We start from the raw sequence: 14952 nt of genomic DNA, 5'->3' as shown, positions 1-14952 counted from the left end.
AACTCCCGAAACGAAAAAGCCCGGCGCAGCGGCCGGGCTCGTAAAGGCGTATTGACGGAAAGACGGAGAAGCGGCTTTCAGGAAGCCCGTTCCATCAACCTGCGGGCCTTCTCTTCCAGATCCAGCCGTGTGTCCTGATTGGTCTTCGTCCGCGCCAGCGCCGTTATCCCCTGCACGAAATCGAACACGCTCTCGGGCTTGCGCCCTTCCTCATGCAAAACCGTTTCGATGATCTTCGCGGTTTCCGGTTTGGAGAACCCGCGACGACGCAGGAAACTTTCCCGATCTTCATCGGTTTTTGCGACCAGCGCCTTGCGCGAGGCCTGAATGCCGGAGACGAATGACGCCGGGCTGGCCGTGGCGAAATTCCGCAGCGCGGGCGTCGCCTGATGCACGAAACGCGAGGCTGCGAACTTGCTATGCCGGATCGTGATCTGTTCGAAATTTTCTACGCCCCAGAGCATTCTATTTTGGCACACTCCGCGTAGATAGAATGACGCAATGCCGAGGCTCTTGCTGCCGACTTCTGAATTCCAGGCATAGAAACCCCGGAAATAAAGATCGGGGTCGCCATTGGGCAGGCGTCCCGCCTCGATCGGATGCGTATCGTCCACGAGGAACAGGAACACATCGCGATCCGATGCGTAGAGCGTCGTGGTTTCCCTGGTGATGTCGACATACGGATTATGGGTCATGGTCGCCCAGTCGATGACGCCGGGCACCTTCCAGTTTGTATCGCCTGTGCCATCCCCCGCGATCTTGCGCACCGCGCCCACCAGTTCATGGTCCCAGATGCGGCCATAATCGGGACCGGTCACGGCGCGCAGTTCCACGCGCCCATCCTCGGTTTCCAGTGTTTTGATCAGTTCGGCGCGGTGCGACAGCAGGCCATGCTGCAGGTTGATCGCTGCCAGTGGCGCTGGAAGGTTGCGCAGGTACGACGATGGCGCGCCGACAAGGCTGCACATCTGGCCGAACGACCAGTGTGTGGGGGCGATCGGCTCATTCTGTCCCGGCACAGTCAGGGTCAGACGCTCGGCGTTGTCGCGAGATGCTTCAACGCGGATACCACGACTCTCGACGGTGCGGGCGGTGGCGCGCTCGGCACGGGCAAGCGTGGCCGTATGCAGATCGGACAGCGACAGATAGCGTTCGTCATCAGGACGCGAGAACCATTCGGACGAGACGCGGGCGCTGCTGCCGCCACGCGAAGGATCGATCTTAAAGCCGCCGGACGCAGCACCACGGGACGCAGGGGGCAGGATGGTGGTCGTGGTCATGGAAAACTCTCCTCTAATGCCGATTATTCGGCACCAAAGGCGAAGCCGCCCTCTTCCTCTGATCACCACTTCCCACGCGGGATCCCATCCAACCCCAGAAATACCCAGCCCCTCATCTCGGAACACGGTGTTCCCTTCACTTACCCGAAATCACGACAGCAATGGGAGGGGAAAGCAGAATGTCGTCTTTCGGATTGAATGACTGCAAAAACCGCATGTCATCAAAGTGATCTCTTGACCCTCAAGCATGGTTGAACGTTACAGATGGCGCGGCGCATCACGAGGTACTGTCATGTCGAAGCACATTCTTCACGTTGTCACCAATGTCGCCCACTACGATGACCCCTCCCACGCGACCGGTCTGTGGCTCTCGGAGCTTTCCCATGCCTGGGATGTATTCGCGGCCCGAAGATTCGAGCAGAGCCTCGTCAGCCCAAGGGGTGGCCGCGCACCGCTGGAACCCCGTGCCCTGAAATGGCCATTGCTGGATGCCTCAGCCAGGGGGTGGCTGAACGACCCGGCGAGGATGGCACTGCTGTCCACGACCGCGCGGCCGGACGACATCGACCCGGAGACATTCGATGCCATCTATTTCACGGGTGGCCACGGCGTCATGTGGGACTTTCCCCATAGCGCGGGGATTCAGGCCATCACGCGTAATCTTTGGGAGCGGGGCGGCATCGTCTCCGCCGTCTGCCACGGCTATTGTGGGCTGCTGAACACGCGGCTTTCCAATGGCAGCCTGCTGGTCGCCGGCAGGAAGATCACCGGTTTCTCATGGACAGAGGAAATCCTGGCCGGGGTGGCAAAAGAGATGCCCTATAATGCTGAAGCGCAGATGAAAGCCCGCGGCGCGCACTACGATAAAGCATTCCTGCCCTTCGTGCCCCACGTCGTCGCGGATGGTCGCCTGATCACCGGGCAGAATCCCGCCTCGGCCAAGGCCACGGCACGCAGGATTTCAGACCTGCTCTGAAACCGGCGACGTGTCAGCACCGGCGCGTCTGGCCCGCGCCGCACCAGAGGGCTCGCGGGAAGCCATTGGCCTGGACCGGGGAGCGCTCCCTGTGCGGGCGTCCGCCGTCTCCTCATCGCCATTCAGGATATGCGTCAGCACGCGACGTGCGTTGTCGGCACAGTCCAGATCCGCTGGTCGCGTCTCGATGCTTTCGATGACGTGACGCAACTGCGCCTTGTTCTGGGCGAGGCGGCCTTCCAGCGCCTCGATATCGGCGACCTTGCGCGTCAGCGCACCGATCAGCGCGTCATGATCCCAATCCTTCAGGTCGCTTGGCAGCAGGACGCGAATCTCGTCCAGCGTGAACCCCGCTTTCTGGGCGGTGGCGATCAGGCCGAGAATAACGGCCGCATCCGGCGGATAGGTCCGGTAGCCATTGGCCTTGCGCTCCACGGCCGTCAGCAGGCCGATGCTTTCGTAAAAGCGAATGCGTGAGGGCGCGAGGCCGGTCTGTTTCGCGAGGTCACCGATCTTCATGCTCCGTCTCCCGAAGATGATCCTTGACCTTAAAGTTACCTTTAATGTCACGCTCTGACCAGAGTGTTCCTCACGGAGTCGGCCTCATGGAGCTGGATTGATGTCCCTGTTTTCCCCTCTGACCCTGCCCAATGGCACCGTCATCACCAATCGTATCGCCAAGGCCGCCATGGAAGAGAACATGGCAGACGCCGACCACGCGCCATCCGAAGGGCTGATCCGTCTCTACCGGGCCTGGGCGGAGGGCGGCGCGGGCCTGATCATCACCGGCAACGTGATGGTGGATGCACGGGCCATGACCGGTCCGGCTGGGGTGGTGCTTCAGGACGCGCAGCATCTCGACCGTTTTCAGGACTGGGCCACGACAGCCCGGTCTGGTGGCGGCCAGATCTGGATGCAGATCAATCATCCGGGGCGGCAGATGCCTGCCAGCATGGCGCAGGAAACGCTTGCACCGTCTGCTATCCCTCTCGATCTGGGCCGGCAGTCGAAGATGTTCCCTGTTCCACGTGCCATGAGGGCGGACGATATCGCCGATGTCACCCGCCGCTTCATCCACACGGCCGGCCTGGCCGAGCGTGCGGGCTTCGATGGGGTCGAGATTCATGCGGCGCATGGCTACCTGCTCAGCCAGTTTCTCTCCCCGCTGAGCAACCGGCGCACGGACCAGTGGGGCGGCAGCCTCGAAAACCGCGCTCGCCTGCTGCTCGATATCGTGCGGGGCGTGCGGTCGTCCCTGCGACCGGATTTCGCGGTATCGGTGAAACTCAACTCGGCCGATTTCCAGCGCGGCGGCTTCTCGCCCGACGACGCCCGAGCCGTCGTCCGGATGCTCGACGGTCTCGGCGTCGATCTCGTGGAACTGTCCGGCGGCAGTTACGAAGCGCCCGCGATGATGGGGTCCTCTCGCGACGAACGCACCCTGGCGCGGGAAGCCTATTTCCTCGATTTCGCCAAAGACATCGCCACCGTCGCCACGATGCCGCTCATGGTGACCGGCGGCATCCGGCGGCAGGACGTGGCAGAGCGCGTCGTGGCCGACGGCATCGCGATGGCAGGTATGGCGACGGCGCTGGCGATCGAACCCGCCCTGCCGCGCCGGTGGCAGAACGGGCATGGTGACGCCCCCGCGCTGAAGCCGATCACCTGGAAGAACAAGCCGCTCGCCTCGGCAGCCCTGATGGCGGCGGTGCGTTATCAGCTCGTCCGGCTGGCCACGGGGCGTGCCACCAGGCCGGGCATATCGCCACTCGTCGCTTTCCTGCTGGCCCAGTTGGCAGCGCGCCGGCAGGCGCGGGCGTATCGCGCCTGGATGGCGTCCTCCCGGCCTGTTTCGCGCGTGGGCGCCAGAAAGCCTGAATGCCCTGCACCTGAGCGCACCGCGGCGGTTTTTGCCGGAAAGGAGTGAGCGGAATGAACGATCCCGTCACAGAGGTGGAATTCGGTCCCTACACGGTGCCCGTCATCAAAGGCGGCTATTATGACCGGTTTCGTTCGAACCCGGATCTGGACGTGGTCGCGCGCGATCCGGCAGCCGGTAATATCGACTTCTTCCGGCGTATTCCGAAAGGACAGGTCCAATCGCGGATCGGACCGGTCTGGGCACCGAATTTCTACTATCGCGCCAGCAGCGTGCAACTGCTGATGGCCGCTCCTCTGAGCCGGCTGAGGGCAATCCTTCCCGAACCGCTCGAACCGCTGCGCGCCTGGCCGGGGCATGGGCTGGTCGCCGTCACGGTCTTCAATTATGCCGTATGCGACAACGACCCCTATAACGAGGCCTCCGTTGCGATCGTCGTACGCAGGCCCTGCGCGTGCGGCCCACAGGCGATGGAGCTTGGTGCCTCCATCCGGCGCCGGAGCTTTTTCGCCCATGTCCTGGCGCTTCCCGTCACCACCGAGATCGCACGCGTGCGCGGGATTGCCGGCTATCAGCTTCCCAAATGGCTGGCCGGTATTTCGCTGACGATCGGCGGGGATATCGTGGCGTCCGTTCTGGCGCCTGACGGCACGCCGGACCTGCTGCTCCGCGCGCCACGTCCCCGTTTTGAGAACATCCCGTCGCAGTCGCATATGGGCGCGAACACGATGATCCATAAAATCGACGGCGTCTGGCATCGGACCGTCGTGCGCTCGAACACACTCTCTTTCGCGCAGCGTCTGCTTCCCAATGACGTCACCCTGTCGCGCCAGGGCGGCCCGCTGAGCGATCTTCTGACGGGACTGGGCGTTTCGAAAATGCTTCGGTTGGATGTCGTCCGCGATGCCCAGTTCGTGCTGAACATGCCCGAAAGGCTGAGTGCACCCGGATTTACATGACAAGCTGAGTCCGGCGTACCCTTCATCAACCCACCATACTGGAGTTACCGACATGCCATTCGTCACCACACAAGACGGCGTAGAAATCTTCTACAAGGACTGGGGCGCAAAGGACGCGCAGCCGATCATGTTCCATCATGGCTGGCCGCTCAGCGCCGACGACTGGGACGCGCAGATGCTGTTCTTCCTGTCCAAGGGGTTTCGGGTCATCGCCCATGACCGGCGCGGCCACGGACGGTCGACGCAGGTCAGCGAGGGGCACGACATGGACCATTACGCGGCCGATGCCTCGGCCGTGGTCGAACATCTCGACCTGAAGAACGTCGTCCATGTCGGTCATTCCACCGGCGGCGGTCAGGTCGCACGCTATGTCGCGCGCTTCGGGCAGCCGCAGGGGCGCGTCGCGAAGGCGGTGCTGGTCAGTTCCGTACCGCCCCTGATGGTCAAGACCGATCGCAGTCCCGAAGGCGCGCCGATCGAGGTGCTGGACGGCCTGCGGGCCGGGCTTGCCGCCAACCGCGCGCAGTTCTTCCTCGATGTCCCGACCGGACCGTTCTACGGCTTCAACCGGCCGGGTGCTGCGATCTCGGAAGGCACGATCCGCAACTGGTGGCGGCAGGGTATGATGGGCAGCGCCAAGGCGCATTATGAAGGTATCAAGGCCTTCTCGGAAACAGACCAGACCGAAGATTTGAAGGCGATCACGGTGCCGACCCTCGTCCTGCAGGGCGACGACGACCAGGTGGTTCCCTACAGGAACGCGGCTCTGCTCCAGCATCAGTTGATCGCCGGCAGTGTGCTGAAGATTTACCCCGGCTATCCGCACGGCATGCACACGACCCATGCCGACACGATCAACGCCGATATCCTGGCCTTCATCACGGGGTGAGGGTCGCCTCATCATTGTCTGACCATCGCGGGTGGCACCGATGCGCCGCCTGCCCCTCGTTTCGGGTGACGTGACAGCCATGTTGAAAGACACCGATCCTTTGGCCGCGATGACGGAGACACTTCATCGGCAACGGGCTGCCTTCCTGCGTGACGGACCACCCACACGCACGGAGCGTCGGCGCGACCTCCGACGGTTGCGCGCCATCGTGCTGGAGCACCGCTGCGCGATCGAACAGGCGATCGACGCCGATTTCGGGCACAGGTCGCGCCATGAGACCGACCTGATGGAACTGGTCGGCGTCGTGCAGGCCATCGACTACCTGACCCGCAACCTCCATCGCTTCATGCGGACGGAGAAGCGGCATGTGAGCCTGATCTATCAGGGCGGCCGCGCGCATGTCACGTATCAGCCGAAGGGTGTGATCGGCGTGATGGCCCCGTGGAACTATCCGTTTTCACTGGTCATGATCCCGCTGGCAACGGCCATCGCCGCCGGGAACCGCGTCATGATCAAGCCATCGGAGACGACGCCGCGGACCAGCGCGTTGATCCGGATGATGCTGGCCGAGGCATTTGGCGACGAGAAAGTTGCTGTCGTGCTGGGCGGTCCGGATGTGGGCGCAGCCTTCAGCCGACTGCCCTTCGACCATCTCCTGTTCACCGGCAGCACCTCGGTCGGCCGGCACATCATGGCGGCCGCGAGCGAAAATCTTGTTCCCGTGACGCTCGAACTGGGTGGCAAAAGCCCGGTCGTCGTTGCGCGCGGTCATGTCAGCGACAATGCGATGAACAGCATCGTGTTCGGCAAACTGTCCAATGCCGGGCAGACCTGCGTGGCTCCCGATTATGCGCTGGTGCATGAAAACGATCTGGAGGCGTTCATCACCTCCTGGGATCGCGCGGTGACCCGGTCCTATCCCGATGGTCCGACCAGTGCCGATTATTCGTCCATCGTCAACGACCACCATTACACGCGCCTGACGGGGCTGATCGACGAGGCGCGGCAACGGGGGGGCCGGGTGATCGAGGTGGGTGCCCGGCCTGACGCTGCCCGGAAACGGACCCTCACGCCCACGCTTGTTATCGGCGCTGAGGACGATCTGGCGGTGATGAAGGAGGAGATTTTCGGTCCTATCCTGCCGGTCCGGACGTACCGCACGATGGACGACGCGATCGATTTCATCAACGCGCGCCCACGCCCGCTGGCGCTGTATTATTTCGGTGCGCGCGATGCCGACTGCGCCAGGCTGCTGGCCCGGACGACGTCGGGGAATGTCGGCATCAACAACACGATGATACACGTCGCTCAGGACGATCTGCCGTTCGGTGGCATCGGCGCCAGCGGCATAGGCGCCTATCATGGCATCGAGGGGTTTCGTACCATGAGCCATGCCAGGGGCGTGTTCATCCAGAGCCGCTGGAACCTACCCGCCCTGCTGCGTGCACCGTTCGGACGTCTGGCCGATATTGCCCTGCGCGCGACGCTTGGAAAATCGCGCCGACACGTTTAGAAACAGAATGTCAGCGCGGATTCACATTCAGAATAACCGTTCGAAGGAAACTGTCATGACGACTGAGCAGACAACAGCATATCATACGACGGAGTCCGGCATTCCCGTCTCCAGCGACGAGCATTCGCTGACTGTCGGTGCCGATGGCCCGATCCTGCTGCACGATCACTACCTGATCGAGCAGATAGCGGCATTCAATCGTGAGATGATCCCCGACCGTCAGCCCCATGCCAAAGGCAGCGGCGCGTTCGGTCGGTTCGAAGTCACCCACGATGTCAGCCGGTATACCTGCGCCAAATTCCTGCAACCGGGCGCGAGGACGGAGGTCGTCGCGCGCTTCTCGACCGTGGCGGGAGAGGCCGGAAGCCCGGATACGTGGCGCGATCCGCGTGGATTTGCCCTGAAATTCTATACGGAGGACGGCAATTTCGACATGGTCGGCAATAACACGCCGGTCTTCTTCGTGCGCGATCCGCTGAAATTCCAGCATTTCATCCATTCGCAGAAGCGCCGTGTGGATAACGGCCTGCGCGACAACGACATGCAGTGGGATTTCTGGACATTGAGCCCGGAGACCGCGCATCAGGTGACATGGCTGATGGGCGACCGTGGCATCCCGGCAAGCTGGCGCCACATGGATGGGTTTTCCAGCCACACCTATCTATGGGTGAATGCGGCTGGCGAGCGGTTCTGGGTGAAGTATCACTTCAAGACCGATCAGGGCATCAAGTGCCTGACGCAGGAGCAGGCAGGTCAGCTTGCGGGCGCGGATGCCGATTATCACCGGCGCGATCTCTATACGGCGATCAAACGTGGCGAGCATCCGAGCTGGACGCTCAAGATGCAGATCATGCCGTATGAGGACGCGAAGACCTATCGCATCAACCCGTTCGACCTGACCAAGGTCTGGCCGCAGGGCGAATATCCGCTGATTGAGGTCGGCAAGCTGACGCTCGACCGGAACCCGACGGATTTCCACTCCCAGATCGAGCAGGTCGCATTCGAGCCGAACAATTTCGTGCCGGGAACCGGACTGTCACCCGACAAGATGCTGCTGGGGCGTTCGTTCGCCTATGCGGATGCACATCGGGCGCGGTTGGGCGTGAACTATAAGCAGATTCCGGTCAACGCGCCGAAATGTCCGGTCCATGGCTACACCAAGGGGGGCGCCATGCGGATGCGTGACGCGCATGACCCGGCCTATGTGCCAAACTCCAAAGGTGGTCCCGCGGCTGACAGGCAGCGTTTCCCCGAGAATGCGGTCTGGGCAGCGGACGGCGAATTCGTACGTGCGGCGTATACGCTTCGGCCGGACGATGACGATTTCAGCCAGGCCCATGCGCTGGTCAACCGCGTGATGGACGATGCGGCGCGTGACCGTCTGGTGAGCAATATCGTCGGGCATGTGTTGCAGGGCGTTGAGGAACCTGTTTTGTCGAGGGTGTTCGAATACTGGTCGAAGATCGACGAGACGATCGGAGCACGGGTAAAGGAAGGTGTGCTCGCCGAACGAGCAGGAGATTAAGATTGTTTGGCGTTCATCCCTACGTCATAAATTCGGCCTGAGGAAACAACCCCGCAGATATCCGCGCTACGGTCATCTGCTTGGGAGACTCCACGTCGGGAATGAGGGCGGAAGCAGAAGCACTGCCGAGTAGCATGACAGCATGAAAAAAAGCGGCTCCCGGAGACCGGAAGCCGCCATTTTCATTCAGGGAAATGCTATTCCGCAGCGACCGCGGCATGCCCGTCTGCTGAGTAATCAGGGACTTCATCAGTTTTCATCTGCGCAGACAGTCCTTTCGTCCGCAGAGCCTCAGGCAGCCAGCCGGCGCCCTCAAGCAGCCTTTCGGCCGCCTGCGCCATGTCGTTCTTTTTCAGATGTGCGATACGCTCGGCTGCCTCAATTCCCCGCGCCTCGCGTACGGCTTCGAGAATACGGGCCTTGGTGACGCGGCCCAGATAGTTCTCCACCGTCGGTTGCCAGCCCGCTTCGACCAGATCAAGCGTAAGCGCAGTGGCGAGGCGGTCGGCTCGCGCCAGCCGTTCCCTGACGCTGCGTGCCAGGGACGGGCCATGGGACGATTCATGCAGCGCGTTGATCCCGAAAGACAGGCAATGCGCCAGCAGGGCCAGACGGCTGGTGTCGTCCAGTCCGTCGATCCAGCGCCACAGGGCGTCTTCATCCTCCGGCAGATCGTGCTTCCAGCCCTCGTTGCGCTGGCGCAGCGCATGAGCCGGCAGGCTGCCCGGCATGTCGGGGGAATGGACCGGCAGGGAGATTTCCCGAACATAAGCCTCAAGGCAGTCGGCCCCCGGCGTCTGCCAGTAGATGTCTCGCACCAGTGTATGCAGGAATTCGGTCAGCGCGACATGGGGATTTCCGGCAAACGCATCCCGCAGCGCCAGCGTGCGCCAGGCTGTCAGTTCGGTCAGCAGGCGGTCGGAAAGCGGCTTCAGTCCGTCTTCCTCCTCGGGCTCGGCGTCGGGTGCGTCTTCCCTCCCTTCCCCTTCGCCGTCGTCACCCGCGCTGTGATAGACGACCGCGTCATCATATCCGTCGGACTCATCGTGCCCCTCCTCGGGCTCCGCCGGCATATCCTCGGGCAGAACAAAGCCCCGATCGACCAGCAACGTGCCGTCGGTATCGAGACTGACAAAGGCGCCGGCTCGCTGCATGTCCACCGGATCGAAGGACACGGGGCGTTCTTCCAGCGCCTCGATGGCCTGCTCGATCTCGCCCAGCCGGGTATCGATGTCTTCGGGAAATTCATCGGCCTGCGCGTATTCCGCCTCGATCGTTTCCTGCTCGCTGTGCAGCGCGGTTAGGCGTGCGGCGTCTTCTTCCGAGAGCACAGCCGGCACACCATCGATCTCCACGAATTGCCGTGTGTGCCCCCAAGGGAAGGACAGCGCCGTTTCGACCCATTTCCAGCCTTCGGCGCGGACCTGTTCGGCCGCCTCCTGCAATTTTTCCATCACCAACTGGTCGAGCAGGGTCGGATCCTGCAGCCAGCCGCCATCGTCTGCCTCGAACAGGTCACGCATGACGGGACCACCGGCGGCAAGATAGGCGTCCAACCCGACGAAGCGCACCCGGCGATCCGACGCCCGCACGGTCTTCTCCGTCAGCATACGGCGGATGACGTACGGTTCGCGATTGTGGCTCTGGGCAATAATCTCCCAGACCTGTTCCTGACGGGTGTGGTCATCGCTGATGGAAAACGCCATCAACTGGTCGAGCTTCATGCCATCCTGCTCATAGATCTCAAGCAGTCTGTCGGACACAGTCATCAGGCGCAGACGCTGCTTGACCACGGTGGGCACGACGAAGAACGCGGCGGCGATTTCTTCCTCGGACATGCCTTTTTCCAGCATGTCACGAAAGGCACGAAACTGGTCCAGCGGGTGCAGGGCCACGCGCTGGACGTTTTCGGCCAGGGAATCATCCTCGGCGAGAATGGACGATCCGGCCTCGCGCACGATGCAGGGCACAGAGGCGGTCTTCGCCAGTTTCTTCTGCTTCACCAGCAGTTCAAGGGCGCGGAAGCGGCGACCACCGGCCGGCACCTCATAGGTACCGGTCTCGACACCGGCATCGTCAAGAATGGGCCGGACGTTCAGGCTCTGGAGCAGCCCACGACGTTCGATATCGGCGGCCAGTTCCTCGATCGACAGACCGGACTTCACACGCCGCACATTGGACTGCGACAGCACCAGCTTGTTGAAGGGGATATCACGGGACGCATTGAGGGCGATTTTCTGGATGGCGCTCGCCATGGCAGGACACTCCGTGACGGACGGGCGGAAGCCTCTCTCCCACCCCTGAATCCGTCACGAAAACCCCACTTCCCTCTTCCTCTCTTCCGGCCCCACCAGACGCCGGATCGCTTCCACGGAATGGCACGGACACGGCGTTACGGAAGCTATATCTGCCTCAGTTCATCCGCGAGTCGATGCGTTCCACAGCAAACTACGACTATTATAGTCGCGACATCACCATTTTGTGATAGTGCCGACCACGATAGCCGCGAATGTTCGCGACCATCCCAAAGCCCTCTCCGCACGATCCATCTCCCTGTTTCCGCGTATTTTTCTGTTCACACATCCTCCATTCGACCTCCACAGTGCTGTCAGAACCACTCACAGATCCATGCAGAAAGGACGGGAAGATGGCACGCCAACGCGATACGATAGCGGACAGGGTGCGGCTCGTTCTCGACGCCCCGGACGCCAACGTGACACCATTACGCAGTGAAGCCGATCCTCGGCTGGTCAGTCTGGTCCGGCTTCTGGCCCGTCAGGCCGCACGGGATTTCGTCAACGCTGAAGTGGAGGCCGCGCGGCGACGCGATCTCCAGGACTAGGGAGATAGGATTGTGAAAGTCGCGCTCTACGCCCGCTACTCATCCGATAACCAGCGCGACGCCTCGATCGAGGATCAGTTGCGCCTCTGCCGACTTCATGCGGAGAAACAGGGCTGGACGATCGTCGAAAGCTACACCGACCGTGCCATCTCGGGTGCTTCCCTGCTCCGCCCCGGCATTCAGGAACTGATCCAGGACGCTACGCGCGGCCGCTTCACGATCATCGTGGCCGAAGCCATGGACCGGCTGTCGCGCGACCAGGAAGATATCGCCGGCCTGTTCAAACGGATGACGTTCGCCGGCGTGCGGATCATCACTCTCTCCGAGGGCGACGTCACCCATCTACATATCGGGCTCAAGGGCACGATGAACGCCCTCTTCCTCAAAGACCTCGCCGAGAAGGTACGCCGTGGCCTGCGCGGACGCGTCGAGGACGGCAAGTCCGGCGGCGGCAATTCCTACAGCTATGATGTCGTGCGCCAGTTCGATGCGAAAGGCGAGCGCATCCGGGGCGACCGGACCATCAACGAGGAAGAAGCCCGGACGGTCAGACGCATCTTCACCGATTACACGCGGGGCAAGTCGTCGCGCACGATCGCCATGGAGTTGAACCGGGACGGCGTTCCAGGTCCGCAGGGCCGCGAATGGGGACCATCCACCATCCACGGCAATCGGGAACGCGGCACCGGTATCCTCAACAACGAGATGTATGTCGGGCGTCTGGTCTGGAACCGGCTGCGCTACCTGAAAGATCCCGATACCGGCAAGCGCGTCTCGCGTCTCAATCCTGAATCCGAATGGGTCATCCAGGAGGTGCCGGAACTGCGGATCGTCGAGCAGGATCTATGGGATGCCGTAAAGGCCCGCCAGGCCGAAACAACCTTCAGCCAGCCGGAACGGGGCAACGAAGCCCTCAATGACCGGCGCCGTCCCCGTCATCTCTTTGCCGGGCTGATCCGCTGCAGCTGCTGTGGCGGTGGGTACAGCATGATCTCTAAGGATCTGCTCGGCTGCTCAACCGCGCGCAACAAGGGCACCTGTGACAACCGTCTGAACATTCGTCGTGATGCGCTGGAGGCCTCTGTCCTAAGCGGGCTGCGCACGCACCTGATGGAACCGGACCTATTCAAGGAGTTTTGCAATGAGTTCACCCGCGAGGTGAACCGGCTTCGGATGGAGCACGGTGCCGATCTCGCAGCAATGCGGAATGAACTGCCTCGCATTGATCGCGAACTGGACAAGGCGATTCAGGCCATCCTCGACGGCGTTCCGGGTGCGAAGCTCAAGGATAAGATCGGCGCGCTCGAAGCTCGCAAGATCGAACTCACAGAACGTCTGGCCAACGCGGAGGAGCCGCCTCCCCTTCTCCATCCGAACATGGCGGAGATCTACCAGCAGCGGATCGCGTCTCTCTATGAGAGTCTTCAGGCCGAAGACACGAAGACCGAGGCGGCCGAGCGCCTGCGCACACTCGTCTCGCAGATCACGCTCCAGCCGGCCGAAGGCGAACTGGCGATCATCCTGCGCGGCGATCTGGCGGCGATCCTGCAGTTCGCGGCACACAAGAAAAACGCCACGGTCCATCCGGACAGTGGCGTTCTTGATACGTTCGTATCGCAAGTATCGTTGGTTGCGGGGGCAGGATTTGAACCTGCGGCCTTCAGGTTATGAGCCTGACGAGCTACCGGGCTGCTCCACCCCGCGCTGGTGTGGTGTGTGTGTTGTGAGGGGTGGACTGGAAGACCTGGCGGCGACCGACTTTCCCGCGTCTTGAGACGCAGTATCATAGGCGCTGGGGCATTTCACGGCCGAGTTCGGGATGGGATCGGGTGGGTCTATCCCCGCCATGGCCACCAGGTCGTCCAGTCCACCCTGTGGGGTGTTATTGGGCGTGTGAGGTTGGTGCGGTGAGAGGTGAGTGTGTTGTGTGGATGATTGCTGTGCATGTGTGTTGCCTGCTGGGCAGGCGGTGTGAGTGAGCCTGTTGGGCGATTAGGACCAGTTAGCTGCACGCATTGCTGCGCTTTCACATCTGGCCTATCGACGTGATGGTCTATCACGGCCCTCGGGGAGACCTGGTTTTGAGGTGGGTTTCTCGCTTAGATGCTTTCAGCGATTATCCCGTCCAGACTTAGCTACCCGGCTGTGCCGCTGGCGCGACAACCGGTGCACCAGAGGTCTGTTCATCCCGGTCCTCTCGTACTAGGGACAAATCCTCTCAAGTCTCCAACACCCACGGCAGATAGGGACCGAACTGTCTCACGACGTTCTAAACCCAGCTCACGTACCACTTTAATCGGCGAACAGCCGAACCCTTGGGACCTGCTCCAGCCCCAGGATGTGATGAGCCGACATCGAGGTGCCAAACCTCCCCGTCGATGTGGACTCTTGGGGGAGATCAGCCTGTTATCCCTAGAGTACCTTTTATCCGTTGAGCGATGGCCCTTCCACGCGGGACCACCGGATCACTATGGCCGACTTTCGTCTCTGATCGAGCTGTCACTCTCACAGTCAGGCGGGCTTATGCCATTGCACTCAACAGTCGATGTCCGACCGACCTGAGCCCACCATCGCGCGCCTCCGTTACACTTTGGGAGGCGACCGCCCCAGTCAAACTGCCCACCATGCAGGGTCCCGGACCAGGCTTACTGGTCTCGGTTAGACATCAGAAACAGTCAGGGTGGTATTTCAAGGATGGCTCCACCGGAACTGGCGCCCCGGGTTCAAAGCCTCCCACCTATCCTACACAGAATGTCTCTGATGCCACTGCAAAGCTGCAGTAAAGGTTCATAGGGTCTTTCCGTCTGACCGCGGGTACCCCGCATCTTCACGGGGAATTCAATTTCGCTGAGCCGATGCTGGAGACAGCGGGGAAGTCGTTACGCCATTCGTGCAGGTCGGAACTTACCCGACAAGGAATTTCGCTACCTTAGGACCGTTATAGTTACGGCCGCCGTTTACCGGGGCTTCAATTCAGTGCTTGCACACCTCCTCTTAACCTTCCGGCACCGGGCAGGCGTCAGGCCGTATACGTCGTCTCTCGACTTCGCACAGCCCTGTGTTTTTACTAAACAGTCGCTACCCCCTGG

11 protein-coding genes, 1 tRNA gene and 2 rRNA genes (1 of these 14 running past the window's edge) are annotated in these 14952 nt (G+C 61.8%); 8 read left to right on the top strand and 6 right to left on the bottom strand.

All coding sequences use genetic code 11. From position 1 onward, the window contains the following. Positions 1-77: 77 nt before the first annotated feature. Positions 78-1280 (bottom strand): hypothetical protein, encoded by a 1203-nt coding sequence (locus GDI_RS00440; RefSeq protein WP_012222331.1) that lies wholly within the window; start codon positions 1278-1280, stop codon positions 78-80. A 292-nt stretch (positions 1281-1572) separates the two neighbouring features. Here GDI_RS00440 and GDI_RS00435 point away from each other — a divergent pair, with 292 nt between their 5' ends. Next, on the top strand, positions 1573-2256 hold the full coding sequence (locus GDI_RS00435; protein WP_012222330.1) for a type 1 glutamine amidotransferase domain-containing protein: 684 nt from the start codon (positions 1573-1575) through the stop codon (positions 2254-2256). Here GDI_RS00435 and GDI_RS00430 read toward each other — a convergent pair. Then, positions 2242-2775, bottom strand: a complete 534-nt coding sequence (locus GDI_RS00430) for a MerR family transcriptional regulator (protein ID WP_012222329.1) — start codon at positions 2773-2775, stop codon at positions 2242-2244. The genes GDI_RS00435 and GDI_RS00430 overlap by 15 nt on opposite strands. A gap of 100 nt (positions 2776-2875) precedes the next feature. Between GDI_RS00430 and GDI_RS00425 the strand changes: the two genes are divergently transcribed. From GDI_RS00425 to GDI_RS00405, 5 genes are all read left to right on the top strand, one after another. Further along, complete coding sequence (locus GDI_RS00425; protein WP_012222328.1) at positions 2876-4183, top strand: NADH:flavin oxidoreductase/NADH oxidase family protein; 1308 nt, start codon at positions 2876-2878, stop codon at positions 4181-4183. 5 nt (positions 4184-4188) lie between these two features. After that, entirely contained in the window at positions 4189-5094 is a 906-nt protein-coding gene (locus tag GDI_RS00420) for an acetoacetate decarboxylase family protein (RefSeq protein WP_012222327.1), read from the top strand. A gap of 52 nt (positions 5095-5146) precedes the next feature. Next, positions 5147-5983 (top strand): alpha/beta fold hydrolase, encoded by an 837-nt coding sequence (locus GDI_RS00415; protein WP_012222326.1) that lies wholly within the window; start codon positions 5147-5149, stop codon positions 5981-5983. 79 nt (positions 5984-6062) lie between these two features. After that, positions 6063-7496 (top strand): coniferyl aldehyde dehydrogenase, encoded by a 1434-nt coding sequence (locus GDI_RS00410; protein ID WP_012222325.1) that lies wholly within the window; start codon positions 6063-6065, stop codon positions 7494-7496. Positions 7497-7551: 55 nt separating this feature from the next. Next, positions 7552-9021 (top strand): catalase, encoded by a 1470-nt coding sequence (locus GDI_RS00405; protein WP_012222324.1) that lies wholly within the window; start codon positions 7552-7554, stop codon positions 9019-9021. 197 nt (positions 9022-9218) lie between these two features. Here GDI_RS00405 and GDI_RS00400 read toward each other — a convergent pair whose 3' ends face one another. Then, positions 9219-11276: a ParB/RepB/Spo0J family partition protein gene (locus GDI_RS00400; protein WP_041249216.1), complete on the bottom strand. Its 2058-nt coding sequence runs from the start codon at positions 11274-11276 to the stop codon at positions 9219-9221. Positions 11277-11668: 392 nt separating this feature from the next. On the opposite strand from GDI_RS00400, the gene GDI_RS00395 reads away from it, so the two are divergent. Together GDI_RS00395 and GDI_RS18740 are read left to right on the top strand one after the other, a co-directional pair. After that, positions 11669-11863, top strand: coding sequence for a hypothetical protein (locus GDI_RS00395; protein ID WP_041249215.1), 195 nt, complete (start codon positions 11669-11671; stop codon positions 11861-11863). Between the two features lie 12 nt (positions 11864-11875). Further along, complete coding sequence (locus GDI_RS18740) at positions 11876-13534, top strand: recombinase family protein (protein ID WP_081482913.1); 1659 nt, start codon at positions 11876-11878, stop codon at positions 13532-13534. Here GDI_RS18740 and GDI_RS00375 read toward each other — a convergent pair. From GDI_RS00375 to GDI_RS00365, 3 genes are all read right to left on the bottom strand, one after another. Then, positions 13491-13567: transfer RNA gene (locus tag GDI_RS00375), tRNA-Met, on the bottom strand. The two genes, GDI_RS18740 and GDI_RS00375, sit on opposite strands and share 44 nt — an antisense overlap. A gap of 38 nt (positions 13568-13605) precedes the next feature. Beyond that, a 5S ribosomal RNA gene (gene rrf / locus GDI_RS00370) occupies positions 13606-13721 on the bottom strand. Between the two features lie 113 nt (positions 13722-13834). Then, positions 13835-14952, bottom strand: a 23S ribosomal RNA gene (locus GDI_RS00365) (it continues 1623 nt past the right edge of the window).

The sequence above is a fragment of the Gluconacetobacter diazotrophicus PA1 5 genome (genome assembly GCF_000067045.1).
Lineage (GTDB): Bacteria > Pseudomonadota > Alphaproteobacteria > Acetobacterales > Acetobacteraceae > Gluconacetobacter > Gluconacetobacter diazotrophicus.
Note: the sequence above shows the minus strand (reverse complement) of the source record. Positions and strands in the feature narration are given on the sequence as shown.

Bases quoted from the DNA above. Each gene is read 5' to 3' on its own strand.
- GDI_RS00400 (WP_041249216.1), bottom strand. From the start codon at position 11,276: ATGGCGAGCGCCATCCAGAAAATCGCCCTCAATGCGTCCCGTGATATC.
- GDI_RS00420 (WP_012222327.1), top strand. From the start codon at position 4,189: ATGAACGATCCCGTCACAGAGGTGGAATTCGGTCCCTACACGGTGCCC.
- GDI_RS00430 (WP_012222329.1), bottom strand. From the start codon at position 2,775: ATGAAGATCGGTGACCTCGCGAAACAGACCGGCCTCGCGCCCTCACGC.
- GDI_RS00440 (WP_012222331.1), bottom strand. From the start codon at position 1,280: ATGACCACGACCACCATCCTGCCCCCTGCGTCCCGTGGTGCTGCGTCC.
- GDI_RS00395 (WP_041249215.1), top strand. From the start codon at position 11,669: ATGGCACGCCAACGCGATACGATAGCGGACAGGGTGCGGCTCGTTCTC.
- GDI_RS00425 (WP_012222328.1), top strand. From the start codon at position 2,876: ATGTCCCTGTTTTCCCCTCTGACCCTGCCCAATGGCACCGTCATCACC.
- GDI_RS00415 (WP_012222326.1), top strand. From the start codon at position 5,147: ATGCCATTCGTCACCACACAAGACGGCGTAGAAATCTTCTACAAGGAC.
- GDI_RS00405 (WP_012222324.1), top strand. From the start codon at position 7,552: ATGACGACTGAGCAGACAACAGCATATCATACGACGGAGTCCGGCATT.
- GDI_RS00410 (WP_012222325.1), top strand. From the start codon at position 6,063: ATGTTGAAAGACACCGATCCTTTGGCCGCGATGACGGAGACACTTCAT.
- GDI_RS00435 (WP_012222330.1), top strand. From the start codon at position 1,573: ATGTCGAAGCACATTCTTCACGTTGTCACCAATGTCGCCCACTACGAT.